Below are 26,316 nucleotides of genomic sequence, written 5' to 3' on the forward strand. Positions count from 1 at the left end.
ATCAAAGTGTCGAGACATATACCTAGTATTAAGTCATTTTTAAATAAAAGTCTCTGGTTAGAGCAACATAGTCAGACGAATACTCGCCAGCTTGATGGTGTATCGTCAATGTTGAACTATCGCAGCCTTGTGCCGTTTTAGCCAGACTGAGCAGCATGCGATGAGGGGGCTTATTGCTTAGCGTGTGAACGTCAACGCGCTTAACTAAAAAAAGACCTATCTTCTTTGCGGCATCGATATATTCAAGGGCGACATCAAAAGGAAGCACCAGATCGCAACGGCCATTAGCGCTAAGTAATTGCATGATTGCCGTTAATAAATCCATTTTGCCTAAACTGCCCGTATGTCGTGCGGTCGCTCTAGCTTGGGAGGCCAGCGCTTGTCCCGCAGGAAAATACGGTGGATTAGAGACAATCAAATCATATTGCTGGCAAGCTGTTGCGGCAAATTGCTGAATGCTTTGCTCAACCACCTTTACTTTATTAGGCCATGGGCTGGCGGCCACATTTTGCTTAGCTTGCAAAGCCGCGTTGGAGTCAATTTCGACAGCCGTAATATGACAAGCACCGTGGCTGCGCTGAGCAAGTTGGAGTGCGATCAACCCCGATCCCGTCCCCATATCCAGCACCTGCTCTGCCGAGCCAACATCGGCCCAAGCGCCCAATAAAATCCCGTCCGTGCCCACTTTCATGGCACATAAATCATGATTGATATGAAAGCGTTTAAAGGTAAAGCCTGCTTTGCTTGCCATGATTTTTCCTAAACTCGATCAAAAGTGGCCACTATACCTTTTACAAAGTGAAATACCACCTCAGCCATACCCAAGGCTGAGGTTATCCTCTATAATCCCACGCTAATTTAGTTACTCACTCAGTTACACTGGAAAACATTATGTCTTTTGCCGATCTAGAGTTAGATCCCACCCTCGTTGATGCATTGACCCGTATGGGTTTGGAAAAGCCAACCACCATTCAACAAGAAGCCATCCCACCCGCACTTGATGGCCGAGATCTAATGGCAAGCTCACCGACGGGGACAGGTAAAACCCTCGCGTTTTTACTGCCTGCTATCGAGCACATGTTGAATTTTCCACGCCGTAAACCTGGCTCACCTCGGGTATTGATCCTAACCCCAACACGAGAGCTCGCGGTGCAAATCCAAGTGGAAGCGACCAAGTTATGCCAAGACACGCCACTAAAAGTCGGCGCGATCATTGGCGGCATTAGCTACCAAACCCAAGAAGAAGTGCTCACTAAAAATATGGATCTGGTGGTCGCCACACCCGGTCGACTCATGGAATACATAGAGCAAGAAGCCTTTGACTGTCGAGAAATTGAAATCCTAACCTTAGATGAAGCCGATCGCATGTTGGATATGGGCTTTATTAGCACCATGGAGCGTATCGCCGAAGAAGCGCGCTGGCGTAAACAAACCTTTTTATTCTCGGCGACCCTTGAGGGTAAAGGGCTATCTCAGTTTGCCGCCAAGGTACTCAAAGAGCCTGTTGCCATTTCTGCCGCCGCGCCACGCAGTGAGCGAGGCAAGATCCTGCAATGGATACACCTAGCAGACAACGCCGAGCACAAGTTTGAGCTGTTAAAAGCCACCCTGAAAAAACCAGAGGTCAGCCATGCTATCGTGTTTGTGAAAACCCGTGACCGCCTAACAAACTTGGTAACCCAGCTAGAAGAAGCGGGGATTAAATGCTGTTTTTTACGTGGTGAAATGGAGCAAGCCAAGCGCACAACCGCCATCATGCGGTTTAAAACCGGTAAGGTAAATGTGTTAGTCGCGACCGACGTCGCGGCTCGCGGCATCGATGTCCCCGAAATTAGCCACGTGATCAACTATGATATGCCAAGAACAGCGGATATTTATTTACACCGCATTGGCCGTACTGCGCGTGGAGGCCGTAAAGGCACCGCCATTTCCTTGATTGAAGCCCATGATATGGAAATACTGGGCAAAGTTGAGCGCTATATGAAAGAGCCACTAAAACGTCGCGTGATCGACTCACTGCGCCCAAAAAACAAAGAAGCGACCATCCCCGCCAAGAAAAAGCGCCCCACTGCCAAGGCCGATAACAAAAAATCCGCGCCTAAGCAAAAAGTCAAAGCCAAGAAAAATAAAGGCAAACCCAATTGGGCTAAAAAAGCCAAAAAATAATTGGCTAACACCACCTCAGGGTCAAGGTAACCCCATGGATGTGTTTTGAGCGTTCATTCGCTCGCACTGACCTAGGGGTGGTGTTTTTATTTGCCCCGCCACATCATCACGCTTCTAATGCGATTAACCTCTTGGTTTACTATCAATAATTCCATCTTTTAATAATCTCAGGCTAAACTAAACAGGAGCCCCACACGACAGGAGCACTGGATGTTAAATGTGGACGATTATTTCTCACCATCCATACTGGATCGCCCACTTGATGCACTGTGGCATAACCTCGCAGAGCATTACCTTTGCCAAGAGCACCCCCTTATATTACAAATGCAAAACTATGCCTGCATTAGTAGCTGGGAAATGTCCAAAACCACTCAGTTAGCGGCCAATATTATTGCCAGAGTGAGAGCAGATAAAAGCCAAAAGAGCTTAGCGCAAGCTTTCCTTGAGGAGTACAACCTCAGTAGTCAGGAAGGCATATTGCTTTTGTGCTTAGCAGAATCGTTAATGCGTGTTTCAGATGCTGACACCTTAGACAGCATACTACGGGATAGGCTCAGCCAAATAAACTGGGCTAAGCATGTCAAACATTCCGACTCCTTTCTTGTTAATGCGTCAACTTGGGCATTATTACTGACCGGGCGATTAACCCCACAACCTGAACAGAAAATGACGGTAAAGCAAGGGGTTAAACATCTCATCAGCCAACTAACAGAGCCCATTGTCCGCAAAGCCTTACACAAGGCCATCAACATGATTGCCGAACAATACATTATCGGTAGTACCATAGAGCAAGCATTGGCGACGAGTGTAACCCAAGCACAGCCTAAGGAACTCTCAACTGAGCTGGCGTTTTCATTTGATTATTTAGCCGAAGCGGCCCTGATCAACGAGCAAGTACAACAGGCAAAACACCAATATATTCAAGCCATTCATCATATTGCTCATCACAACCGCCAGCATCAGCGACACGACAATATTTCAATCAGACTCTCGGTGTTGCAACCCCAATTTGACTATCGCTATCGACAACATGCTATCAGTGAATTAATGGCAACTTTACTCCCCCTCCTTGAGCTAGCCCAGGCATTAGATGTAGGGGTGTATTTAGACGGAGAAACGGCCACGCGATTGGAATTGTGTTTAACCGTGTTTGAGCGCTTAATTAGCCATTCATCCCTACGCGGTTGGGGCAAACTCGGGATCGCCATACAAGCCTATTCCAAGCGCAGCTTAGCCAGTCTATGTTGGTTAGCCGCCTTGGCCAAAAAGCAACAAACAAGTATTCCCATCCGCTTGGTTAAAGGGGCTTATTGGCGTGAAGACATGCGTCAAGCCCAGCTTAACCACCTGAGCGACTTCCCTGTTTTTACCAGTCAAGCGGCCACGGATATCAGTTTTCTATGTAATGCACGCTGGCTGCTGTCGCACTATGTTACTCCCTATCTCAAGGCTGAATTTGCTACCCATAACCCCCATACGGTGGCCGCACTGGAAGTGATGGCGGCGCAGCACCCCATTAAAATGCAAAAAGTGTACGGCATGGGTGAGCCTCTTTATACTATTCACCCTCAGCCCAGCTTGTGTGTGTTAGCGGCATTTGGCCCCCATCATCAATTGGTGCCATTTATTTTAAGGCGCTTGCTTGATTTTGCTGCTCAACCTGGCTTTGTGCCACAGTTGCAGTCAAAACAACAACCTTTAAGTGAGCTTATAGAGCACCCGATTGATAAATATGCCACACTTTCGCCAGCAGAGCGCCCTGCGCCCTCGGCAAAAGAGACGCTTTTTAGTATCAATCTTCCTTGCCAACATACTCTCAACCATTGGCTACAAGCTTGTGCTCCCTTTCTCAGTCAGGTTGAAGAGTGCCGCTCAATCATTCATCACTCTGGGACGTTAAATCCAGCGCACGAGACACAGGCGAACGCGGCATCAATGGGCCAACTAGCTTGCCCCCACGCCATAGATACCCGTTACGCTCACCTACATTTCGCCAGCAAAGCCGATTGTGAGCTAGCCGTGAGCGCAGCCCAACAAGGTTTTGATAGCGGGCAAAAGCCGCCCCTAGAGCAACGTAAACACATGTTAATCGAGTTTAGCTCTACCTTAGTTAACCATGCTCCCTTACTACTTGCTCGATACATGGCAAGCACAGGGCAGCCTATCTTTGCCGCTGAAACAGAGCTTAGGTTAGCCATTAAACTGTTTAAACAAACCCTAGAGCAAGGCATCCACCTATTTGACGAACAAGAAGTCAGCCTAGCCGATCCCACGCCTTATCACTGGCAACGCCAAGGCCGAGGTGTATGGCTTTGTTGCCCAGAGCCCACCCATCCACTGATCACTTTATTAACCCAACTCGCGGGGGCGCTGATTTGCGCCAACAGTGTCATTGTTGCCTGCTGCCCGACAAGCGCGAGCATTTGCTCACAGCTTGTGCGCTTATTGCAACAACAAGGGTTAGCCGAAAACGGTTTACAATTGATTATCAGCGACCCTAGTTGGACATTGCCTTTACCTGGCTCTTGTATGGCTAAACTCAATGGTATCAGTGGCTCATTCACTCAAGAACAACGCCAACAACTGAATCAGATTAATCAAGACGTTAACAACAAGCAGCAACAAGCCATCAAACACAACGTCATGAACATGATGATCATTGACAACTCAACGGCATTTGAAGATCTTATCAGCGTCATCTTAACTTTGGCCTTTGACTTAGCGGGCCAATCTCCCACCAGTTTAAAGCTGATTTGTGTTGAGCAAGACATTGCCGACGAGTTTATATACCTACTTAGCAATGCCATGATTGAATTAGATATTGCCAATCATGATCTTAGTCAGGGCTGTGTTGGGCCCTTACTCAATGCCGCTCGATTAGACATGTTCAACCAGCATGCCAAGCAGTTGAGCCAACAGGCAAGCTTATTACGTCAAACGCCGATGGCACATGATCTGAACGGGTATTATGCCCCCCCCTATTTGTTTCAGGTTGACGACTTACAACAAATTAACGCCGAAATTAAAGGGCCTGTATTGCACCTCTATCGGTATTCAAACTCAACGTTGCAACCGCTGTTAGATGAGCTCAATCGTATTCAAGCGAAAGGTTACTGCTCAATCCACAGTCGACATCAAACACGGTTACGTCAATTAGAGCATGGCATATTAGGCCGCCAACTTATTATCAATCAAAACCACAGTCTGCCCTTAGCTGCCTACTATGCAACCTTTGATGATCAGCAAGCAGGTATCACCTATAGCCAATTGGAGGCGACCCTATGCCAAAACGCTGGCAAACCCTTAACCAATCACTAAGCGATTGGCGCAATCAACCACAGCTAGAAAGGTGCCACATTTTTCGCCATTGGATGAGTGAAATCCCCGACCACTTAACCAAGCTACCACTCACACAAACAGAGTGGCAAGCCATAGATCAAATCAGCCGAGCATGTGATTATTTCTGCACTATGGCGGAAATCAAGCTCATTCCCCGCTTAACCCATCACCATGAGCTCATCACAACGCGTCACTATTACCAAGGTAAAGGGGTCTACTGTCTTGGTGAAATCCCACTACCCGAACAGCACCAAGGCAAACCTGCATCCATTGAATTAGCCCCAGCTAAAATAACGCATTTCACCCTATTGGTGGCCAGTGCTATCGCTATTTTACTGTGTGGAAACGGGGTCTTTATGCATGCTTATCACCCATTAACTAAGTGGCAAAAGTCTTTACTTATCTCTTTATTTCGGGCCTTACCCAGCAACCTATTCCAACTCACCTCTAGCCTAAGTTGGCACACCATCCACCAACAGCCAGAAATTGTTGGGTCTGTGTATATTCCCCATGCTGAGCAGCAAGTTACCCAAGCCTTTCAGCGCACGTTATTGGCCCGTCAAGAGACCTTAGTACAACAAGTCTGCTTAGCCCCCAAACAAGCTTTAGCCCAAGTATTCCACCCCGATTGGCTGTATCAGTTCTGTGTTGCTGTCAGTGTCAGCCACACCAACCAAGATCACCCGTGTAGATAAATGACCCTAGAGCGAACAAGAAATACAAAATAGCCCCCGTAAAGTGAGCTGATCATAGGTTCCCTTCGTTAAATCATGTTAGATTGATTAAAAAGACATTAACTCTTACTTTATTTATTGAATTTAATGACTCACAAGGATGTTTCCTATGCTACACCCGTCAACAAAACTGGCCGCTCTGTTGGCCTGTGCGAGTTTTTTACCCCCCTCTTTCGCGCGCCCAATGGCGGACGAAGCGGGCTGGCAATTTACCCTAAACGTGAATGCTGGATTTATGCAATCCCAATCACAAATAAGTACCGACAGTGATAACAAGGTAACCGAAGATCTGAATAACAAGGGTAAACAAGTGGATTCCGCCATTGTGTTTCCCCTTGCCAGGTTGGACTACACCTTTGACGACTTAAAAACACAACTCTTCATCGGTAATAGCCTTGAAAACGTCTCCCAAGGCCAGTTCCAATTAGAAGTGGGAGGCAAGCATCAATTGGCCAGTGGCAGTACCATCACCTTGGCTTGGATCCCCTTACTGCCCAGTTTTCAAAAAACCTGGCAAGATCCTTACTTACAAAACCAACACCGCGATAAAACCGATCAAGATACACAAGGGTTACGATTTGCTTGGGAGAACATTGCAGGCAGCTTGTTTAGTGTTAAATATGGCTATGCCAAAAACGACCTCGATCATGAGCGTAGCGGCCAGAGCTTAGGGCTTTCAGCGCCTGAACTACGCTCGCTGGATCGCAACAGTGACTACCACAGAGGCAGCCTAGAAATGTTAGTGCCACTAGGCAATGGCTTATTCTTTGAGCCGGCCCTGACTTATACCCGTGGTGACGCCAAAGGGGATGCCATGAGTTATGACGAATATGGCACCCGACTGAGTTTAGTCAAACTGTATAACAAGCATAGGATCGCCGGGAACCTGTTCTACAGCCGCGCTGAATACGATCAAACCAATCCCGTGTTTAACCGCAAGCAAAAAGACGACAATTGGGGTGCATTTGCATTTTACAGTTACAAAGCCCCCTTTAATTGGCAGAACGCGAGTTTCACCTTGTTTGGCGTATGGACTGACACTCATTCCAACATTCGTTTTTATGAATCCGACATGTTTAGCCTAGCTGCGGGTATGGCCTACACATTTTAGGCTTGAATTGGAATGGTTAAGCAAAAGCAGCAGCCAGATAATTGAATGGGCTGCTGTAGTTTGATTTCGCCATCATGCCATTCGCAAACCTTTTGCGCGATGGCCAAGCCCAAGCCATAATGCCCCTGCTCTCGGTTTCTACTGGCTTCTAATCGCACAAAAGGCTTAAATACATGCTGCCAATTGGCAACGGCGATCCCCGGCCCATCATCTTCTATGGTTAAGACCAAATGTGCACCTCGAACATAGAAGGTTAATCCAACTTGTTGCTTGGCAAAACGGACGCCATTAGCCACTATGTTCAGAACAGCGCGAGTGAGCCACACCTTGTCGGCCATCAACTCAACTCCGTGAGTGTGGTTTATCACGACAAAATCCTTATTTTGCTGCTTTGCCAGAACCTGAGCTTGGCGTTCAATATCAACGATAAGTTCATTCAATGTTAATCGCGTTTGCTGCAGTTGATCACGCTTCTTCTCTAAACCGGCAAAATCCAAAAATGCCGTCACCATTTGCTCCATTTGATCTAAATCTTGCTCCATACGAAGCAGCATGTTGTCCTTTTGCTCAGGTGTCGGCGCATCAAGAGCGGCATCTACGCCAAAGCGTAAACAAGCTAATGGAGTCCTTAAATCATGGGACAGGCCACTGGCTAACATGCGATTCTCGGCGATTAACTGCTCTATTTGCGCCGCCATGCGATTAAAACTGCCTTCAATCCAATGGATATATGAAAACCGGCTTTGCGGCACTCGGCTGGCTAGATTGCCTTTACCAAATTCCGTGGCCATCTTGTGGATCAAACTCAAGCGCCGAGTCAGTGGCAACAGCCACAACGCCATCAATAAGCCCGCGCCAATATAAAAAGCCAAGGTTAAGCCCAGATCTAAGGTGGAATGGCTGGCAATCTTGGGCAAATCTAGGTACAGCTGATGCTCTGGGTGGGCCACTAAGGATCGAACTAAATAAGGGCGTTGATCCGACTCTAACAACAAGCCCCCATCACCTTGTAACGCTTGCTCTAATTCCGGGGGCAAGGCGAGTTCATTAATATGGTGTAAGGTGATAGGCAATTGATAAAGCCGTTGCCAAGTGCTCACTTGCTCGGCTAATTTTAGCGTCGACAATCCCTCAGCTTGTTGAGCAAAGCCTTCCATTAAATCAAAATAAATTTGATACTCATTTTGATGGCTCGGCTCAGCGTCACTGTCTTGAAACTGATCTAACGTCCAGCCCAAAAAGAACAAGGACGCCAGCGCCATCAGCACTAAACTTAAATAGAGACGGCGCATGACTATTCCCATGCATCAGCAACAAAGAGATACCCCTTACCCCATACCGTCTTGATACGCTTTGCTTTTCCTTGGCTATCGCCTACCTTACGGCGTAAACTTGATACCAGCACATCGATACGCCGATCTAGGCCGTCATACTCCCACCCTTTCATGGTTTTAAACACGGTATCACGATCAAGGACTTGCCCAGCTGAACTAGCCAGCAGCCAAAGTAGCTCAAACTCGGTTGTAGTTAAATTCAGCTCCTTGGCTGCTAACTCGGCACGCTGTGATGCGGCATCGAGCACTAACGAACCAAAAATTAGTTGCGATTGATTCGTCTGCGCTGCGGGTTGTTCTGGACTTAATTGAATTTGCTGATGCTTTTGTAGCTCAGAGCGAATACGGGTCAGTAATGCACGGGGCCTAACGGGTTTCAACAGATAATCATTGGCACCTAATTCTAAACCCAGCACTTCATCAAACTCATCATCGCGAGCCGTTAACATAATGATGGGCGCAGTAAAAAAGGTCCTTAATTGCTTACACACCTGATGCCCATCTAAGCCAGGTAACATTAAGTCGAGCAATACCAAGTCAACTTGATGCTGTTGAATATAGGCCACAACTTGATCACCTCGTCCTAGGTGAGCAGTACTAAAACCTTGATTATCTAAATATTCAATAATCCATTGCGCCAATGAAATATCATCTTCTACTACCAAGATATGCGTTTTGTTGTCCATGGCTCCCCCTAAAACAAGCGCCAGCGGCGCTTCTTATTCTTGGTTTTATACACCCAACTCACTTCCACCTGAGTGGATACCAAGGTATTGCGCTGGCCGTTTTTTATTAGGCTATATTGTGTGGTTTGTTGGCCCGTAAATTTAAACTTGTGCTCACCTTGCTGGCTATGCTGCCAACATTTCAGCACCTTCTCACTGCCTTGCTCAATGAGGCAATAATCCCCTTGCACCTTAGCCTGCCACTTAAACGTTAATTCAGCCAAACAGTCCCGGCCTTCACGCAGAGCCACACACTTCTCTGGTGTGACTTGTAGGTGGGGCTCATCATTTAATGACTGCGCGAGCGTCAACACGGGCACTAACCAAATCAATACGGAAAAGCCGGTTAACAACAGGGCTAGCGGGTTAAAAAACATACTTAACCCCCATATAACCGACACTTCTAACCGCACTGCTGGTTAACGGGCTGTTATAAATACTGGGCGAGGCCACGCCCAATAAAGCACCACCATTAAACACCCAGTCTTCAGTGATGGGGTATTCCGCCACCAGCATAACATAACCACCAAAAGAGGTGCCCGGCTGGTATTGGGGGCGATAAGCATTGGCTTCCCCAGCGCTAACGCCGTAATAGTAATTGGCTAATCGGGCAGAGTAGAGATCGATACCTACGCCCCCGCGCATATCCCAGTTACCAAGGGGAATAGCCTTACTGACCACACTACGCCACATCCAAGCGCCATGAGCGGAGCCAACATCATTGACGAGCTCGGAACTAAAATCGACATATTGAAATTGACGCGCTATCTTCAGCCCGACATTAAAATCATCATCTCGTCGGGTGATCCCTGCTAACCACGGGCCGCTTGTTTTGGTATAGAGGTTACCGTTTTCATCAAAGCCCGAAATGTAGGTGCCACCGACCAGATCGAGCTGCCAGTCTTCTCCCTGCCACAACTGATAGCCCAAAAAGGCGCCACCGGGCAAGTTGCTGCGTTGCACATCGAAATAAAAGTTCTTGTACTCTAAAGAAAAATTAACATCAAAAAAGGGGGTTAGATTACGCTCTTCGGCAACCGCGAGGATATCATGACTGAAATCGATACCCACACCGATACTCATATCCCAACGTAAATCATCCCAAAATGATGACTCCGTTTCAGGAGATTCAGGCGGGCTCTCTGCCTGCGCCAGCGCGGGCAATATCAGCACGGCCAGCAACACGATAAGCTTGCTAAAGGGGGTTGCCATTGACTTCCATTTCATTTGGTAACTTCTGTGACAAGGATTATATGTTAATGAAATAATTTAATCAGGCAGTGAGCGGGGATAAATTGTAATAATTTGTAATGACCTCGACTCAATCAAACCAACATACGTATGCGTTACCTACGCGTTACCTACGCGTTGCGCGATTAGAGAACCTTTACTTACAATTATTGACGTTTTTCCCTAACTCTATGACAGATTTCTCCCTGTCCTTGCGTCATCTTAATCAACAAGAATGACACCATTAAAGGGAATAATCATGGTTAGGCTAGCGAAATCAACAATCACTTCAACACCCGTTTTACCGACTGTTTCAACAGCTGTTTCAACAACTGTTCAGCGCCACTCAAGATGGAAAACCCTCACCATTGGCGCATTACTGTTAGCGCCAACGGGGGCATATGCAGATTTAGCACAAGAACCAGGGTTTGATTTTATTTTGAATCTTAACGTCGGAGTTGGCGAAGTCACGTCACAACAGAACACCAGTAAAGACAATGCGAGAACGGCTAGCCTTCAGAGCAATGGCAAACGAGAAAGTGGCCTCAGCGCCTTTGTATTAGGTCGACTTTCCTACACCTTATCTAACAACAAAACGCAATTTTTCTTTGGTAACAGCGAAGACGATGTGGTGCTCGGAGATTTTAAGGCTGAGCTGGGTGTCAGCCAAGAATTTGATGATGGCACTGTGTTTACCCTCGCCTACATTCCACTGTTAGCGAAAACGCAAGCGTGGCGAGACCCTTTCTTGGTTAATCAGAAACGACGTAAAACCGACGTAACATCTCAAGGCTTAAGAATGCGCTTTGACAACTTGTTTGATCTGCCATTAAAGCTGCAATACACCTGGGCCCAAGCCAAATACGATAATGAGCGTAGCGGCCATAATAAACAATTAGATCTCAGCCGTGAGCAACAAGCCTTATTAGTGCGCGATAGTCACTTACATCAAGCCTATATAGAATATGCGTTTGAGCTAAGTGAAGGCCTTGTTATTCAACCTGGGCTGACGTACACCTTAGGCGACGCCAAGGGAAAGGCCATGAAATACGACTACATTGAAATGCAATTACCCCTGCTCACCCTGATCAACGAACGAAGCCACCTCACCACCAGTGTGTTTGCGGGTCAAGCTAACTATGACGCTCGCCACCCTGTATTTGATAAGGTACGCAAAGATAACAGCCTCGGTGTATTTGCCTTTTACAGTTACCGCGCGCCATTTGATTGGCAAAATACCACCTTCACGGCCATGGCGACCTACAATGAGGTTGACTCCAACATTAACTTCTATGACGAGCAAGGCATGGCTGCCTCTATCGGCCTGGCTTACGCTTTTTAGCCAGTGACTAAAACTCGGTGCGAGCGTTAAAGGCGCGCACCGACTCTTGGTAACACTGCCATAACACCAAGCACAAGGCACTAATATCCTGGTTTTGCCGATGCTGCGCGACCAACTCGCGCGCGACTAAGGCTAACATGGGCAAAGCTAACTGCTCACTTAGCTGGATCAGGGTTTCACTATTTTCCATGACCCCTTGCTGCTTGGTTAAGGCTTCTGCGGCAGCGGCAAGATCAAACAAAGCTTGGGGCACTTGCGGCATCAAATGTTGCTCTTGATCTAAAATCTGTTTTTGTTGCATCACCTCATTACTGGCAAGTAAAGTGAATGCTTGCTCGCTGGGTAATTGCGTCTGCAGTAAATGCTCCAATTGAGCCACACTGTCTTCGTCAGCTGGCATCGATATGCAAGGCAGGCAGCGTAACACGTCAAATAGCCCTACAGGATAAACGAGCAGCCCATCAACACGAGCTTGAAATGAGTGTACGTCATGCCAAGACCAATGCTGACTGACAGCGAGCAATAAGGTATCCGGCTCTAATACGCCATCTAGGTTACTCAAGTGCGCTAAGCGTTCATCATCAGGGATTTGTTTTGGCCCGTGAAGACGCATGTCGCAATCTACCACCACACATAATGAGGCAGACTGGGCCTTATCTGCTTTTATTCTATCAGCCAGCCCTCCCTCATCCGCGACAAGCTCTGCATTAAAGCCCTGCTGAGTCAATTGTGCCAGCAAGCCATTAAGCTCCGCTCCGAGCAAAACAAATTGCCACTGATGTGCTTGCGCCCTGCCCAGCTGTTGCAGATAGCCAGCGTGAGAAGTCGACATCACACTGGGCATCTGCCACTGAGGTGTCACGGCTTGCTCGGGGCAAATATCAAAATAACTGACCAAGGTATCCAGCTCTTCTTCAAGCTGGCTTTTCAACCTTTTAGCTAACATGGCATGATTTGGCAGCTGACTTTCTAGATACAGGTATTGGCTGTTTTCTATCATTTTAGGCAACAACTTAGCCCAATGTTGATAGGTGCTGGTGCGTAATTCTCGATAATAACTCAAGCGCTCTTTCAAGGCGGCCAGTTCGTCAGCAAAACAAAACTTAAGATGGCTTATCTGCTCACATCTTTGCTTATCGATTTCTTTTATTTCCAACAATGAAAGGCTGAGTTTGCGTTTGTCCTGCTCTAGCTGAGCCTTAGCTTTTCTTTCATGTGCTAAGTTTTTTTCAAGCTGAGATTGTTTATGCTGCAACGCCGTTAACTGCTGCTGTTGCCAGTACAGGGCGTCCACTACAGGCTTATACTCAACCGTTTTCATTCCCCTTTCAAACAAGGGCTTGCCTTCATAAACTTGAGCTTCAAGTTGCTGATAAGCCCTACGGCGGGCTTGTTGCGATTGTTGATATTGACGTTTCTCACCCTTCGCTTGATGCCAAGTCGCCCACTGCAGTACGAGGAGTAAAACGATAACCACAGGTTGCCAAGGCGCTAGCCACTGCCAAAGGGAATGCAAGCCACTGGCGGGCCAGATCGCTAATTCCAAGGAAACGCCCAAAGCCTGCCAAGGCTGGGGGTAAACCACAATCAATAAGCCAATCAATACAGCGTAGATAGCGCGAAAAAAAACCACTCTTGCAAATGCTGCCATAGCGAGCTTCCTTGACGAGGACTGACGGGTATCAGGGGGCTTATCACTATAGTATAGACCCTGTTTTACTGGTCGTTGTGAGCGCCCTTGTTGCCGTCTGCTTCTAAGCTGAAACTTACTAAGATATTCTTTTTAAATAAATTAAAAAGATATTATGACATGGCGCAAGAAATAGAAGCATGGCAAAAGGGAAACGAGGCATTTGTGAACAGATTGGAATTTTTGTGGTTAAATGATTGCGTTCAAGCGTGATCCGCTGCATGTTGAGCTCAACAAGGTTCAAAGGAGTTGAGCATGTTTTTACTATTTGTCGTCATGTCACTGATTGCCATTATGGTATTAATCCACCGCAACTGGGTGTTCGAAAAAAAGCTTAAACCACTGAGTTTATTTCAATTTTGGCTGGTTGCCGTCACCAATTTTGTTAACGTGTTGTGCTTTAAAGATCCCATTAGCTTTGCTCAAGCCTACCCCAGCCGAGTACGTTAATTCCTTCGCGGATCCCATTGACTCATCGAGTTCACTCTTTGTGCTTACTCTTTGTGCTTACTTGTTGAGTTTGTTCGTTGACCTTGCTCGCTGACCTTTCTCGATTAACGCTTTACCTTGGATAACAAGCGAGCCGACCGAACGCCCCCTTTGCCAACGGTCTCAAACCCACCGAAGTTGTAATCCAATTACAGTATTAATACTCAAACTCAGCTTGGTTTATGCTTTGGACTTGCATTTACATCAAATAGCCCCTTGATTATTCCCACTCAATGGCCTGATAGGCAAAAAACCACCCAATAGAAGTTGTTGCTCTCTTTCAATCTAATGAGAGCCACATCTCATAAATTAGAAATAATGCAACAACATATTCCACCATTACCAATAAATATAAACCGCCCTCAAAATACATCAAAAAACAATATACCCCTAGATATAGCAATATGTTAGAAGCGCTCCTCGCGCTTCTCCCCCTGAAAAAACACCTCAAAAACCACAACAAAAAACCAACATAAAAATAACATTTAAATACTCACACAGAAAATAATATCAAGATAGATTCGATTATCAGCATATAACTCCATTTGAGATAGCAAACGCTTATATCGCTCATAAGAAAAATTAATACATGAATCTGATTTAGATCAGTAAACTAAATAGCAAAGCCATTTTAAATGCACTCCAAAGGATGTCCGTCAAACGGATACAAGACGCATTAATTTTTTAGGGATATAGAGGGAAGATATGAATTCACCAAATCACCCAGTGGAATCACAACCACCTGCAGAGCAAAGTAGCTACCAACAAAAGCACAGACCCGCCAGTGAATTTAATAGCCGTAATGAATATCTCGAGCACGAGCTTGAGATCATGGATCTCAAACGTTGGAAATTAAATTTACCCGTTCGTGATTACCGCATCGAAGTGGAAGACTGGGTGCCCGCCTTCGCCGCCACCATAGGTAAAATCGTGATGGTAACGGCCATGGTGGCCGCGTTTGCTGCCCAATTTAACCTTTCTCCTGAATTTATTGTTGAAAACGTACGCTACGAGCTATTAATAGCCGGCGTGCTGTTCGTGGTGTTATTTTCCGCATTAATCAACCCATTAACTAACTTGGCCGGTACCCACGGGCCAATGATCCCCCTCATACCTTTAATCGCCGCGGCCGGCGGTCATCCCCTTGCCTTGGGTATTATGGTGGGTGTATTTGGTTTGCTTCTCAGTGCCAGTAAAGGCGGCTCTAAACTCGTTACCTTAACGGGTGAAGGGGTACGTGGCGGCTTGTTGATTTACCTTGGTGCCATGGGGCTAGTAGGTCAAATCAAGAAATTTGACGAATGGTCTGTCAGTATCGACCAAGAGCCTGTTTTCTTTGTGGTTATCTTCGCCACTATCGTCATTTACGCCTACCTTGCTAAAGTGCAAAAGCGTTGGCTAGCCATTCCTCTGTGTTCTGCTTTAGCCGGTATTATCGCTTACGCCATGGGCACACCGTTTAGCTTTGTTACCGAGCCAGGCCTGCCTAATATGAGCCCGTTCTACTGGTGGGGTGAAGACACAGGTTGGCAAATGGGCTGGCCAGAGCTACACCACTACATTGCCGTTATTCCTTTTGCCATCTTAGCGGTGGCTATGTGGTCGCCAGATTTTCTTGGTCACCGCGTATTCCAAGAACTGAACTACCCACGTAAAGCCAACAAGGTACTGATGAACGTGGATGACACCATGGCCGTGTGTTCGGTACGCCAAATTATCGGTGCCGGCTTAGGTGGTGGTAACTTAGCCTCATCTTGGGGTACCTACATGATCCCAGCGGCCATCGCAAAACGTCCTATCCCAGGTGGCGCGGTATTAACCGGTTTAGTGTGTGTACTGGCCTCTATTATTGGTTACCCGATGGATCTCGCCATGTGGGAGCCTGTGCTTCGCGTAGCCCTATTGGTAGGCGTATTCCTACCTCTACTTGAAGCCGGTATGCAAATGGTACGCAGCGCGCAAAACTCACAAAGCGCGGGTATCTGTATGTTCTCTTGTGCCCTAGTTAACCCAGTATTTGGTTGGGCGCTGGCTATGCTACTGGATAACCTAGGCCTAACCGGTGACAAAGAGCGCGCCGAGTCGCTATCTTGGACCGACAAGCTAACCATTCCACTGATCACCTTCATTATCTGTGTAGGTTCATTGGCGTTGGTTGGTCAATTACCCGGCTTCCCAGCACTGCTGTAGCCGGCCCTTTGGGTTATCTCATCACCAAACCGAGGCTAAGACCTCGGTTTTTTTTTACCACTGACCTTTCAATACTGGCTATTTACTTGCCTAGCTAGACCAAGCTACGCCACTTAAACAAACCGCTTCAACACCATGGGCCGACCTAAATCAAAGCTTAATAAGGTACCGGTTAAAAAATAATCAACAAATCAATTAAAGGTTAACTTTTCAGCTAATCTTATTATTACTTGTCCCATTCAAATGCCTTGATACTTGGTAATGGAGCCACTCATGGAAGCCGCCAATTTAGCCCGTGACGAAGCCTTTTCTGTTGATTTAAAGCACGCGTTAATTTGGGTTGCCCGGGCGCTGGATTACGTCGGCATTGATGATGTCCATCATGGCCACCGAGTGGCCTATATTGCTTATGAAGTGGCCAAAGAAATGGGGTGGGACAAACAGAAACAAGAGTTTTGCTTTTTGGCCGGGTTGTTGCACGATTGCGGGGTATCAAGATCGGAAGAGCACCTCGCCTTGGTCAGTGAAATGTCACCGAGTATCAGCGAGCGTCATTGTATTGCTGGTTACCACGCCCTGCGCCAGTGCAGTCTTCTTTCTCGCTTTGCTAATATCGTGCTGTACCATCATAGTCCTTGGTCAGAGCTCATTCACTTCGAACTGCCTACCTTTGAAAAAGAGGTTTGCGCCTTGATCTTTCTCGCTGATCGGCTCGACTTCATTCGCGCTAGCCACCTGGCCGATGTGGATAGTCATCTCATCACATTAAAAAAAGACCAAATGGCAGCTGAGTTAGCGCAGCATAAAGGCAGCTTGTTTAATCCCGTGTTTGTTGATGCCCTCGTCAAGCGCACCGCGAAGGATGGCTTTTGGTATTCCATGGTGCCCGAGCACATTGAAAACCTGCCGCACCAGTTTCAAGCCCTTGATTGGTTACAAGTACACTTATCCCTGAATTCATTAATCGAGCTAGCGCGCTTTATTGCGTTGATTGTGGATGCAAAAAGTCCGTTTACCTATCAGCACTCCCTAAAAGTGGCGCACCTTGCTGAGCGATTAGCCACCAAACTGCACCTGCCAAGTAAAACCTGCAAAATGTTGTATGTAGCAGGCTTAGTCCACGATATTGGCAAACTGCGTACCCCTGACGCGATTTTGCATAAACAAGGTAGCTTAAGCCAAGCAGAATATGCTCACATCAAAAAGCACACGGTCGACACCGAAATCGCGCTCTATATGGTGTTTCCAAATTCTAAAATAGGGGAATGGGCCGCGAATCACCATGAAAGGCTCAATGGTAGCGGTTACCCATACAATAAAAAGGGCAATGAACTGGATTTACCTTCACGCATTATTGCCGTTGCCGACGTGTTTCAGGCCCTATCCCAAGACAGGCCCTATCGAGGCAAGATGAGTAAGCAACAGATCCAAACCATAATGCAACCTATGATAGACAAGCATTTACTGGATAAACACGTTTATCTTTGCCTGTGTCAGCACCTTGACGAATGCTATGCCTTATCGACCTCACAAGAGCAGATAAACGAAGTTGCCGACATTCATTGTTAAATCGTTCATAGGTGATTAAGCCTAGCTCATCAGGCACCAAGGCTTAATTGTTTGTGACAACGAGATAACCCTTTTACTTTCGTTTAGCTGTCGCTCTATTTCACCTCAAACACCGACTTTGACTTGTTATGTGTTTTGAGTTTATTCATATATTGTTGCTGCCTGCAAAGCATCTGCGAACAGCTGCCAACTTGGTTTTTCAGAGCTGGTTTCCCGATTGAAATTTTTATAAAAGCAATCCGCACTTTCGAGCCATGCAGCAAGGGCACCAAGGAAATCTGAAGTAGATACATTTTCCCACTTTCCAGCGTCTTCTGAGCTCAACTTTGAATCAGTGATATTAGAGCTTCTTTGCTCTCTATATTCTTATAATCTATTTCCATGGCTATACTCGGTAGGACACATAACATGGTTATAGGGTGCCTTATTCTTCCGGCGCTAACGGGTCTCTCGGGTATACTTCCACATCACGGTCACGCAAAAACGCAATGACCTTATCTCGCCAGTATGCCTTCTCACTTTCACCCACAATATTTTGCTGCTCTAAGGCAGTGATGATTCGAGGTCGATTTTGCAACTTGCTGTTGCCCGTATAGTCCACGCCCGCTTCCAGCATCATATACACGATTTGCCACTGGTTGCTTGATGCCGCAAAATCCGCAACCGTTTCACGCTTCCAGTTTCTTAGGTTTAAATTGGCTCCCGCTGCCATCAGTATTTTGACATTCTCCAGTCTTGTCGCCACGACAGCATCAAAAATAGGAGTAATTTGAATATTATTCTTTCCGTGGCGTAGATTTGGATCCCCCCCATAAGCAAGGGCTAAACGCAAAAAGTCACTGTCATTAACCACTGAGCTAACACTCATGACAGATTCACCATATTCAGTGAGCTGAATATTTGGATCGGCCCCTGCCTCCAGTAACGCTTGATAGCCCTTTTTGTTAAGCGCGGTTAAACTCCAAAGTAAAGGGGTTTCTCCGCCCTTACCCCGCACATTCACATCAACCCCGCTTGCCAGCATTTTGTTAATGAGCTTTACATCCCCGCGCATGGCAGCCCGTGATAGGGTAATGGCAGATTTATCGCTATAAGCGTTATCTAAATCTAACCTAATCGCACCTAGGTATTGACCACTGGCACAGCCAAGCAGGCTAACCCAGCACAATATCAGAGTGATTTTTTTTACCCATTTAAATCGCATTTCCAGCATCCCTGTTTATCCTAAATCAAGCGCAATCTCAGGCGCCATAGCTCCTAGCCTTACGCAGCATGTTCCACGCCATAGAGGTGGTGTTGTAATAACCTTAAGCCATCCTAACCAAGATAGGCATAAGCGCATAGCAACGAGATAACCCTTTCACTTCGTTTGGCTATCGCTCTATTCTATGGTTCTATGGTTCTATTGTTCTGGGTTCTATGGTGGCCTTATTCTTCCGGCGCTAACGGGTCTCTCGGGTATACTTCCACATCACGGTCACGCAAAAACGCAATGACCTTATCTCGCCAGTATGCCTTCTCACTTTCACCCACAATATTTTGCTGCTCTAAGGCAGTGATTATTCTAGGTCGATTTTGCAACTTGCTGTTGCCCGTATAGTCCACGCCCGCTTCCAGCATCATATACACGATTTGCCACTGGTTGCTCGATGCCGCAAAATCCGCAACCGTTTCACGCTTCCAGTTTCTTAGGTTTAAATGGGCTCCCGCTGCCATCAGTATCTTTACGTTTTCCAGTCTTGACGCGACGACGGCATCAAAAATGGGGGTGATTTGAATATTATTTTTGCCGTGGCGTAGATTTGGATTACCCCCATAAGCAAGGGCTAAACGCAAAAAGTCACTGTCATCCATCCTCGCACTGATACTTGTTGCCGAGGTACCATATTCATAAAGCTGAAGGTTTGGGTCTGCCCCTGCCTCCAGTAACGCTTGATAGCCCGCTTTGTTAAGCGCGGTTAAACTCCAAAGTAAAGGGGTTTCTCCGCCCTTACCCCGCACATTCACATCAACGCCGCTTGCCAGCATTTTGTTAATGAGCTTTACATCACCACGCATGGCTGCCCGTGATAGGGTAATGGCAGATTTATCGCTATAGGCGTTATCTAAATCCAACCTAATCGCACCTAGGTATTGACCACTGGCACAGCCAAGCAGGCTAACCCAGCACAATATCAGAGTGATTTTTTTTACCCAGTTAAATCGCATTTCCAGCATCCCTGTTTATCCTAAATCAAACGCAATCTCAGGCGCCATAGCTCCTAGCCTTACGCAGCATACTCCACACCATAGAGGTGGTGTTGTAATAACCTTACGCCATCCTAACCAAGATAGGCATAAGCGCATAGCAACGAAGGCAACAGGATTACATTTTTGTGACTTATTTTCCGTTGTAAACTCGCCATAGCAAGTGCTTAAGATAAAAACCACCCAGGATCCCGCGAATATCCCCCATGATGATTGCACCCACCTAGAAACAAAGTAGAATAACGCCATTATCGCGATTGATAGGCTAAGTTACTGCGCTGGCAAAACAAAGCATTGATGCTTTACTGCCATCTGCAATGACTTGCACTAATATTTAGCCGACGCATTTTGAATCATTATTAACGGGTTATTTAAAGGACATTTTAATGGCGCAATTTATTTACACCATGAACCGCGTGAGCAAGGTCGTCCCGCCTAAGCGCACGATTTTGAAAGACATTTCTTTAAGTTTCTTCCCGGGCGCTAAGATTGGCGTATTGGGTTTAAACGGTGCGGGTAAATCCACTTTATTACGCATCATGGCGGGCGTGGACACGGAAATTGAGGGTGAAGCGCGCCCTATGCCGGGCATTAAAATTGGTTACTTACCGCAAGAGCCAAAACTAGATTTAGAAAAATCGGTGCGCGAAGTGGTAGAAGAAGCCGTCGCCGAAGTAAAAAATGCGCTGGTGCGTCTGGATGAAGTGTACAACGAGTATGCTTTAGAAGACGCTGATTTTGACGCCCTTGCCAAAGAGCAAGGTGAATTAGAAGCCATTATTCAAGCCCATGATGGTCATAACCTAGACAACCAACTTGAGCGCGCCGCCGATGCCCTGCGTTTGCCTGAGTGGGATGCAAAAGTGAAGCACTTATCAGGTGGTGAACGTCGCCGTGTTGCCATTTGTCGCTTGTTACTTGAAAAGCCAGACATGCTGCTCTTAGACGAGCCAACCAACCACTTGGACGCCGAATCTGTTGCTTGGCTTGAGCGCTTCTTACACGATTACGAAGGCACCGTAGTGGCCATTACCCATGACCGTTACTTCCTTGATAACGTGGCTGGTTGGATCTTAGAGCTTGACCGTGGTGAAGGTATTCCATGGGAAGGTAACTACTCTTCTTGGCTAGAGCAAAAAGATGCCCGTTTACAACAAGAAGCATCGCAAGAAAAAGCACGTAAGAAGTCGATTGAAAAAGAATTGGAATGGGTTCGCTCCAATGCCAAGGGTCGTCAATCGAAAAGTAAAGCCCGTATGGCGCGCTTTGAAGAGCTTAATAACCAAGATTTTGCCAAACGTAACGAGACCAACGAGTTATTTATTCCAACGGGTCAGCGTTTGGGCGATCAAGTTATCGAAGTAAACAACCTTAAAAAATCATTCAATGGCCGTGTGTTGATTGATGATCTGTCTTTTGCCATTCCTAAGGGAGCCATTGTTGGGATTATCGGCCCTAACGGTGCAGGTAAATCGACCCTGTTTAAGATGATCAGCGGCCAAGAGCAGCCCGATTCAGGTGAAATCAAAATTGGTGAAACGGTGCAATTGTCGAGTGTGGATCAGTTCCGTGATGCCATGGACGACAGCAAAACCGTGTTCCAAGAAGTCACCGGCGGTGGCGACATGATGCAAGTGGGTAATATCCAAATTCCTAGCCGTGCGTATGTTAGCCGTTTTAACTTTAAAGGCACCGACCAGCAAAAACGCGTTGGCGAATTATCGGGTGGTGAGCGCGGCCGTTTACATCTAGCCAAACTACTGCAAACCGGCGGTAACGTATTGCTACTGGATGAGCCAACCAACGACTTGGATATCGAAACCTTACGTGCTCTGGAAGACGCCCTACTGGAATTTGCCGGCTGTGCCATGGTTATTTCCCATGACCGTTGGTTCCTTGACCGTATCGCGACCCACATTATCGACTACCGCGATGAGGGTGAAGTGAACTTCTACGAAGGTAACTACACCGAGTACGAAGCTTGGTTGAAAAAGACCTATGGTGCTGCGGCGGCTGAGCCTCACCGCATCAAGTACAAGCGCATTTCTTAAATCCCCTTAAGCTTGTTTTGAGCTTGCTTAAAGCTCGCTATCTGCTCCACTAACGCCCTGCTTGCAGGGCGTTTCTTATGTCGTAAAGTCGCACAAACCTCACAAGTTAGTTATGCTTAAAAACAGAGTAAGTGATCTCCAACAGAAAACGCGCTAATCTGCGTTTTAAACAGGGGTGCAAACCACTGAGATCAGTTTAACGACAGGAAATCGAGCATGTCTGAACGTAGAAAGTTTTCCCGCGTGGTCTATCAAGCCAGCGCATCACTCGAAGCAGGTGACCAACATTGGCCAACGCAGTTATTAGACCTTTCACTCAAAGGTGCGTTAGTAACAACCCCCACGTCTTGGAATGGGGCGGCAGGTGATGAATATGTTTTGAACTTCACCTTAGGTGAAAGCAACATTGAGCTAAGTATGGAAGTGACCTTGTGTCATCAACAAGCCGATCATCTTGGCCTAAAAACCACCAGTATCGACATAGAAAGTGCCACTCACTTAAAACGTTTGGTTGAACTCAACATGGGTGATGATGAGTTACTGCACCGAGAGCTGGAACAACTCGTTAGTCAGAGTGAATAATGTTTAGTGCTTTTTTATCATCTTAGAGGCCTTATTTGGCCTCTTTGCTCTTGTCTTGTTTATTTCGTTCATATCCCTTCTTCGATCACAGCCTTGCCATAAAAAATCACTCGTTAGCAACTATACTGTTACTTTATTAGTAGTTATTTTTCTTTAAAAAACGTAAGGATACGCAATGGACGAGCACATAACGGGCATGCTGGCACTGATAGGTGTGTTATCTTTACTATGCCAATGGGTTGGCTGGCGCTTACGTTTACCTGCTATCTTACCCCTGCTGTTGTGCGGTCTGCTGCTGGGGCCGGGTTTAGATATCCTCAATCCGGATCAGCTGTTTGGCGATCTGCTGTTTCCTATTATCTCCCTTGGCGTGGCCGTGATCTTGTTCGAAGGCGCCCTGACCCTTAATTTTAAAGAGATCCGAGAGCATGGCCGCATGGTCACTCACCTTGTCTCTATCGGTATGCTGATCACTTGGGCTTGCGTTTCCCCTGCTGCGTACTTCTTACTCGGTTTTGATTGGACCATCGCGTTATTGTTCGGCTCTTTAGTCGTGGTGACAGGGCCTACGGTGATTGTGCCCATGCTGCGCTCAGTCAAGCCTAAATCTAATCTTGCCAGCATTTTGCGTTGGGAGGGGATCATTATCGATCCCATTGGCGCTTTGTTAGCGGTACTGGTGTTTGAGTTTATTACGGTCACTGCCGATCCCACCACCTATATTTTAACTTCGTTGAGCATGACATTACTGGTTGGGCTGGGGTTAGGCTGCGCTGGCGGTTACGGGATTGGGATTGCTATTCGTAACAACTTATTCCCCCATTATTTACGCAATACCGCCGTGCTTACCATCATGCTCGGCATTTTTGTTGCCTCCAACCTGTTACAAGAAGAGTCAGGCTTGCTCACTGTTACTGTGATGGGGATTTGGCTAGCCAATATGCGCGGGGTCGATATTGAGGATATTCTAGAGTTTAAAGAAACTCTGACGGTTTTGCTGATTTCAGCCTTGTTTATACTATTAGCGGCCAGACTCGACTCCCAAGCCATGCTCAGCCTCGGCTGGTCTGGCATCGGTGTGCTGATGGTGGTGATGTTGCTCGCCAGACCCCTGAGCGTCTGGATCTCAGGGATTGGTACCAACTTAAGCCGGGCGGACAAGTGGTTTCTTAGCTGGCTTGCCCCGCGAGGTATCGTCGCTGCGGCCATCTCTTCTCTATTCGCCATTAAATTAGAGCAACTGAATGTCAAAGGCTCTGAGATGATCGTGCCCTTGGTATTTTTGATCATCATAGGTACGGTGATTATCCAAAGTCTAACAGCAGGTAGATGGGCCAAGCTACTTGGCGTAAAAGCAGGCTCGCCCCAAGGTTTATTGATGTTTGGCGCCTCTAAGTTCGCGCGCGATCTGGCCGTGATTTTGCAATCAAAACAGATTCCCGTGTTACTCGCCGACACCAACTACGACAGTATCCGCTTAGCCAGAATGCAAAATTTACCTGTCTATTTTGGTAACCCCGCCTCGGAGCACGCCAGTAATTATTTAGACATGAGCGGCATTGGCAGGGTGTTAGTCATGTCCCCATACCGACAGCTAAACCCGTTAGTCAGCTTTCACTATCAAGATTTACTGGGCAAAGATAAAGTCTATGGGCTCAATAACCCCGATGCGACCAGCGCTAGGCATCAATTGTCTGAGTCTTACTTAAAGCGCCTTTGCTTGTTTGGCGAAAGTGTCACCTATGGCAAAATCGCCAGCTTAATGGCGCAGGGAGCACAATTAAAGCTCACTAACATTACCGACAGCTTTACCTTTGAGCACTTCAAAAAACGCTATGGTGATACCGCCATTCCCTTGGTGTATATCACTAAACAAAACAAGTTAAAGATACTGTCGGCAACCGAAAGTCATCAGCCCCCTAATGGGGTAGAATTGATCAGCTTATTGCCCATTGACGCTCAAGAGCATGCCATTTTACAAAGGGCAAAGGAAGAAGCGGCTGAAAGAGAGCTCAAGCAAGATCCCACGGCATCTCCTAACAACTCAGATATAGCCCCTAAACCATCACAGGATAATGCTTAATCGCAGCATTCGACTCATCGGTAGGTGAAAGCTGAACGAATACCATCAACATTTGGAGTGACGGTAAAGCAGTAACGTCAGAGGAATGGGTCATTCCTCCCCCTTTTCTAATCCAATCACAGTTCAATTTCGTAGAATCGTTCATTGAATAGAGGAATCTCACGGGGACTGTTCGGGCACAAGAGCAGCCTAAAGGGATAAAGGAGTAACAGGATGACAGCGAAAAATGTAGCCGAATTAACGATTTTTTATGATGCTTTGTGCCCTTTGTGCAAACGAGAAATGAAACACATCAAACAGCGGGATCATCTGAATAAAGTCGCCCTCGTCGATATCAACCAGATAGATTTCGAGCAGCGCTACCCCCATATTTGTCGGCAAAAAGCCAATGACATTTTACATGGCCAAACCGCGAGCGGAGAGATTTTATTAGGGCTGGATGTGACCCATCAAGCTTGGTCGCTGATTGGCTATGGTAAGTGGGTATCGCTGCTGCGCAAACCTTTGATTAAACCGGTCGCCGATAAAGCCTACCTGCTATTTGCCAAGCACAGGTACAATATCTCACTGCTGTTAACAGGTAAAAAGCGCCTCGAATATCAAGCGTGCAACGATAACACGTGCAGCACCAAAATCCGCTAGAGGCCCGCATCATGTCGACATCCCAAAAAAGTGCCCTCGTCATCGGTGCCAGCAGTGGTATCGCAAGTGCCCTCATTGACCGCTTGCATCATGAGCAAGACATTGAGCATATTTTTGCTTTTAGCCGACACCCCTTATCGGCAAGCTCCAATAAGCTGATAGCCCTGCAATGTGATTACAGCGAAACGAGTATCAGAGATGCCCTTGCCAGTTTAGCCCAGTCACGCCCCCCACTAAAATACGTTTTTATTTGCAATGGCTTACTGCATAACATCCCAGCAGATGAGCAAACCAATCGTCATCCGTTAACACCTGAAAAACGATTAGAGCAAGTCGATGCGCATCATCTGCATGAGGTGTTCGCCGCCAACGCCATCACCCCTATGCTCTGGCTAAAGCATTTGCTGGCTTATCTTCCCCCTCACAGCCCAACTCACGTGGTGGTATTTAGTGCCCGGGTGGGCAGTATTAGCGATAACCGTTTAGGTGGCTGGTACAGTTATCGAGCCTCAAAAGCCGCATTAAATATGCTCGTCAAAACCACCGCCATTGAATATGCAAGGCGCAATAAGCACGCCAAGATTATTACCTTTCATCCGGGCACCACAGACACCTCGCTGTCGGCGCCGTTTCAACAAAACCTTGGCAACAAGCCCTTATTTACCCCCGAGTTTGTCGCCAATCAATTACTTGAATTACTGCCTTACTACCCTGCCGATGGCCAAGCCAGTTTTATTGATTGGCAAGGCAAACCGATAGCTTGGTAATCAACCAATAACTGACTAAGGAAAA

At 46.9% G+C, this 26,316-nt stretch carries 22 protein-coding genes; 13 read left to right on the forward strand and 9 right to left on the reverse strand.

The genetic code is table 11. From position 1 onward, the window contains the following. Positions 1–28: 28 nt before the first annotated feature. Positions 29–751: a tRNA1(Val) (adenine(37)-N6)-methyltransferase gene (locus K6Y21_RS05365; protein WP_233070749.1), complete on the reverse strand. Its 723-nt coding sequence runs from the start codon at positions 749–751 to the stop codon at positions 29–31. Between the two features lie 140 nt (positions 752–891). Between K6Y21_RS05365 and srmB the strand changes: the two genes are divergently transcribed. From srmB to K6Y21_RS05385, 4 genes are all read left to right on the forward strand, one after another. Continuing rightward, positions 892–2,166 carry an ATP-dependent RNA helicase SrmB gene (gene srmB / locus K6Y21_RS05370; protein ID WP_233070750.1) on the forward strand — a complete coding sequence of 425 codons (1,275 nt, stop codon included), beginning with the start codon at positions 892–894 and terminating at the stop codon, positions 2,164–2,166. Positions 2,167–2,376: 210 nt separating this feature from the next. Then, positions 2,377–5,484: a proline dehydrogenase family protein gene (locus tag K6Y21_RS05375; protein WP_233070751.1), complete on the forward strand. Its 3,108-nt coding sequence runs from the start codon at positions 2,377–2,379 to the stop codon at positions 5,482–5,484. Further along, positions 5,448–6,200 (forward strand): hypothetical protein, encoded by a 753-nt coding sequence (locus tag K6Y21_RS05380; protein WP_233070752.1) that lies wholly within the window; start codon positions 5,448–5,450, stop codon positions 6,198–6,200. Before K6Y21_RS05375 ends, K6Y21_RS05380 begins: the two co-directional genes overlap by 37 nt. 148 nt (positions 6,201–6,348) lie before the next feature. Then, entirely contained in the window at positions 6,349–7,350 is a 1,002-nt protein-coding gene (locus K6Y21_RS05385; protein WP_233070753.1) for a DUF2860 domain-containing protein, read from the forward strand. Here the strand turns inward: K6Y21_RS05385 and K6Y21_RS05390 are convergent. Genes K6Y21_RS05390 through K6Y21_RS05405 form a run of 4 tightly spaced genes read right to left on the reverse strand, consistent with a single transcriptional unit; the run spans position 7,347 to position 10,621 of the window. Next, a complete protein-coding gene (locus K6Y21_RS05390) occupies positions 7,347–8,642 on the reverse strand; it encodes a sensor histidine kinase (protein ID WP_233070754.1) in 1,296 nt (431 codons plus the stop codon). The genes K6Y21_RS05385 and K6Y21_RS05390 overlap by 4 nt on opposite strands. A gap of 2 nt (positions 8,643–8,644) precedes the next feature. Continuing rightward, the gene (locus K6Y21_RS05395; protein WP_233070755.1) at positions 8,645–9,370 is read right to left on the reverse strand and encodes a response regulator; all 726 of its coding nucleotides are present in this window, start codon (positions 9,368–9,370) and stop codon (positions 8,645–8,647) included. Positions 9,371–9,378: 8 nt separating this feature from the next. Further along, entirely contained in the window at positions 9,379–9,786 is a 408-nt protein-coding gene (locus tag K6Y21_RS05400; protein WP_233070756.1) for a DUF3019 domain-containing protein, read from the reverse strand. After that, positions 9,776–10,621 carry a MipA/OmpV family protein gene (locus K6Y21_RS05405; RefSeq protein WP_233070757.1) on the reverse strand — a complete coding sequence of 282 codons (846 nt, stop codon included), beginning with the start codon at positions 10,619–10,621 and terminating at the stop codon, positions 9,776–9,778. The genes K6Y21_RS05400 and K6Y21_RS05405 overlap by 11 nt, the downstream gene beginning before the upstream one ends. Positions 10,622–10,898: 277 nt before the next feature. Between K6Y21_RS05405 and K6Y21_RS05410 the strand changes: the two genes are divergently transcribed. Further along, positions 10,899–11,981 (forward strand): DUF2860 family protein, encoded by a 1,083-nt coding sequence (locus K6Y21_RS05410; protein ID WP_233070758.1) that lies wholly within the window; start codon positions 10,899–10,901, stop codon positions 11,979–11,981. A gap of 7 nt (positions 11,982–11,988) precedes the next feature. Here the strand turns inward: K6Y21_RS05410 and K6Y21_RS05415 are convergent, their stop codons facing one another. Then, positions 11,989–13,632 carry a hypothetical protein gene (locus tag K6Y21_RS05415; RefSeq protein WP_233070759.1) on the reverse strand — a complete coding sequence of 548 codons (1,644 nt, stop codon included), beginning with the start codon at positions 13,630–13,632 and terminating at the stop codon, positions 11,989–11,991. Positions 13,633–13,926: 294 nt separating this feature from the next. Between K6Y21_RS05415 and K6Y21_RS05420 the strand changes: the two genes are divergently transcribed. The 3 genes from K6Y21_RS05420 to K6Y21_RS05430 all read left to right on the forward strand — a co-directional run bounded on the left by K6Y21_RS05420 (position 13,927) and on the right by K6Y21_RS05430 (position 17,919). After that, entirely contained in the window at positions 13,927–14,121 is a 195-nt protein-coding gene (locus K6Y21_RS05420) for a hypothetical protein (RefSeq protein ID WP_233070760.1), read from the forward strand. A gap of 744 nt (positions 14,122–14,865) precedes the next feature. Beyond that, the gene (locus K6Y21_RS05425; RefSeq protein ID WP_233070761.1) at positions 14,866–16,350 is read left to right on the forward strand and encodes a DUF3360 family protein; all 1,485 of its coding nucleotides are present in this window, start codon (positions 14,866–14,868) and stop codon (positions 16,348–16,350) included. A gap of 273 nt (positions 16,351–16,623) precedes the next feature. Then, complete coding sequence (locus tag K6Y21_RS05430; protein ID WP_233070762.1) at positions 16,624–17,919, forward strand: HD-GYP domain-containing protein; 1,296 nt, start codon at positions 16,624–16,626, stop codon at positions 17,917–17,919. Positions 17,920–18,060: 141 nt separating this feature from the next. Here K6Y21_RS05430 and K6Y21_RS05435 read toward each other — a convergent pair whose 3' ends face one another. The 3 genes from K6Y21_RS05435 to K6Y21_RS05445 all read right to left on the reverse strand — a co-directional run bounded on the left by K6Y21_RS05435 (position 18,061) and on the right by K6Y21_RS05445 (position 20,127). Then, complete coding sequence (locus tag K6Y21_RS05435) at positions 18,061–18,243, reverse strand: DUF7660 family protein (protein WP_233070763.1); 183 nt, start codon at positions 18,241–18,243, stop codon at positions 18,061–18,063. Between the two features lie 100 nt (positions 18,244–18,343). Further along, positions 18,344–19,123: an ankyrin repeat domain-containing protein gene (locus K6Y21_RS05440; RefSeq protein ID WP_233070764.1), complete on the reverse strand. Its 780-nt coding sequence runs from the start codon at positions 19,121–19,123 to the stop codon at positions 18,344–18,346. Between the two features lie 224 nt (positions 19,124–19,347). Further along, the gene (locus K6Y21_RS05445; protein ID WP_233070765.1) at positions 19,348–20,127 is read right to left on the reverse strand and encodes an ankyrin repeat domain-containing protein; all 780 of its coding nucleotides are present in this window, start codon (positions 20,125–20,127) and stop codon (positions 19,348–19,350) included. Between the two features lie 425 nt (positions 20,128–20,552). Here K6Y21_RS05445 and ettA point away from each other — a divergent pair, with 425 nt between their 5' ends. The 5 genes from ettA (at position 20,553) to K6Y21_RS05470 (ending at position 26,291) form a co-directional block, all read left to right on the forward strand. Next, complete coding sequence (ettA, locus tag K6Y21_RS05450) at positions 20,553–22,217, forward strand: energy-dependent translational throttle protein EttA (protein ID WP_233070766.1); 1,665 nt, start codon at positions 20,553–20,555, stop codon at positions 22,215–22,217. Positions 22,218–22,433: 216 nt separating this feature from the next. Further along, positions 22,434–22,799, forward strand: coding sequence for a PilZ domain-containing protein (locus K6Y21_RS05455; protein ID WP_233070767.1), 366 nt, complete (start codon positions 22,434–22,436; stop codon positions 22,797–22,799). Between the two features lie 175 nt (positions 22,800–22,974). Continuing rightward, positions 22,975–24,882 (forward strand): cation:proton antiporter, encoded by a 1,908-nt coding sequence (locus tag K6Y21_RS05460; RefSeq protein WP_233070768.1) that lies wholly within the window; start codon positions 22,975–22,977, stop codon positions 24,880–24,882. 213 nt (positions 24,883–25,095) lie between these two features. Next, positions 25,096–25,524 carry a thiol-disulfide oxidoreductase DCC family protein gene (locus K6Y21_RS05465; RefSeq protein WP_233070769.1) on the forward strand — a complete coding sequence of 143 codons (429 nt, stop codon included), beginning with the start codon at positions 25,096–25,098 and terminating at the stop codon, positions 25,522–25,524. 11 nt (positions 25,525–25,535) lie between these two features. After that, a complete protein-coding gene (locus tag K6Y21_RS05470) occupies positions 25,536–26,291 on the forward strand; it encodes an SDR family NAD(P)-dependent oxidoreductase (RefSeq protein ID WP_233070770.1) in 756 nt (251 codons plus the stop codon). The last annotated feature ends 25 nt before the right edge of the window (positions 26,292–26,316 follow it).

Origin of the sequence: Motilimonas eburnea, from assembly GCF_021295345.1 — a bacterium.
Classification (GTDB): Bacteria; Pseudomonadota; Gammaproteobacteria; order Enterobacterales; family CBDFNC01; genus Motilimonas; species Motilimonas eburnea.

Coding starts and splice junctions, on each gene's coding strand:
- K6Y21_RS05365 (WP_233070749.1), bottom strand. CDS start 751: ATGGCAAGCAAAGCAGGCTTTACCTTTAAACGCTTTCATATCAATCAT.
- srmB (WP_233070750.1), top strand. CDS start 892: ATGTCTTTTGCCGATCTAGAGTTAGATCCCACCCTCGTTGATGCATTG.
- K6Y21_RS05375 (WP_233070751.1), top strand. CDS start 2,377: ATGTTAAATGTGGACGATTATTTCTCACCATCCATACTGGATCGCCCA.
- K6Y21_RS05380 (WP_233070752.1), top strand. CDS start 5,448: ATGCCAAAACGCTGGCAAACCCTTAACCAATCACTAAGCGATTGGCGC.
- K6Y21_RS05385 (WP_233070753.1), top strand. CDS start 6,349: ATGCTACACCCGTCAACAAAACTGGCCGCTCTGTTGGCCTGTGCGAGT.
- K6Y21_RS05390 (WP_233070754.1), bottom strand. CDS start 8,642: ATGCGCCGTCTCTATTTAAGTTTAGTGCTGATGGCGCTGGCGTCCTTG.
- K6Y21_RS05395 (WP_233070755.1), bottom strand. CDS start 9,370: ATGGACAACAAAACGCATATCTTGGTAGTAGAAGATGATATTTCATTG.
- K6Y21_RS05400 (WP_233070756.1), bottom strand. CDS start 9,786: ATGTTTTTTAACCCGCTAGCCCTGTTGTTAACCGGCTTTTCCGTATTG.
- K6Y21_RS05405 (WP_233070757.1), bottom strand. CDS start 10,621: ATGGCAACCCCCTTTAGCAAGCTTATCGTGTTGCTGGCCGTGCTGATA.
- K6Y21_RS05410 (WP_233070758.1), top strand. CDS start 10,899: ATGGTTAGGCTAGCGAAATCAACAATCACTTCAACACCCGTTTTACCG.
- K6Y21_RS05415 (WP_233070759.1), bottom strand. CDS start 13,632: ATGGCAGCATTTGCAAGAGTGGTTTTTTTTCGCGCTATCTACGCTGTA.
- K6Y21_RS05420 (WP_233070760.1), top strand. CDS start 13,927: ATGTTTTTACTATTTGTCGTCATGTCACTGATTGCCATTATGGTATTA.
- K6Y21_RS05425 (WP_233070761.1), top strand. CDS start 14,866: ATGAATTCACCAAATCACCCAGTGGAATCACAACCACCTGCAGAGCAA.
- K6Y21_RS05430 (WP_233070762.1), top strand. CDS start 16,624: ATGGAAGCCGCCAATTTAGCCCGTGACGAAGCCTTTTCTGTTGATTTA.
- K6Y21_RS05440 (WP_233070764.1), bottom strand. CDS start 19,123: ATGCGATTTAAATGGGTAAAAAAAATCACTCTGATATTGTGCTGGGTT.
- K6Y21_RS05445 (WP_233070765.1), bottom strand. CDS start 20,127: ATGCGATTTAACTGGGTAAAAAAAATCACTCTGATATTGTGCTGGGTT.
- ettA (WP_233070766.1), top strand. CDS start 20,553: ATGGCGCAATTTATTTACACCATGAACCGCGTGAGCAAGGTCGTCCCG.
- K6Y21_RS05455 (WP_233070767.1), top strand. CDS start 22,434: ATGTCTGAACGTAGAAAGTTTTCCCGCGTGGTCTATCAAGCCAGCGCA.
- K6Y21_RS05460 (WP_233070768.1), top strand. CDS start 22,975: ATGGACGAGCACATAACGGGCATGCTGGCACTGATAGGTGTGTTATCT.
- K6Y21_RS05465 (WP_233070769.1), top strand. CDS start 25,096: ATGACAGCGAAAAATGTAGCCGAATTAACGATTTTTTATGATGCTTTG.
- K6Y21_RS05470 (WP_233070770.1), top strand. CDS start 25,536: ATGTCGACATCCCAAAAAAGTGCCCTCGTCATCGGTGCCAGCAGTGGT.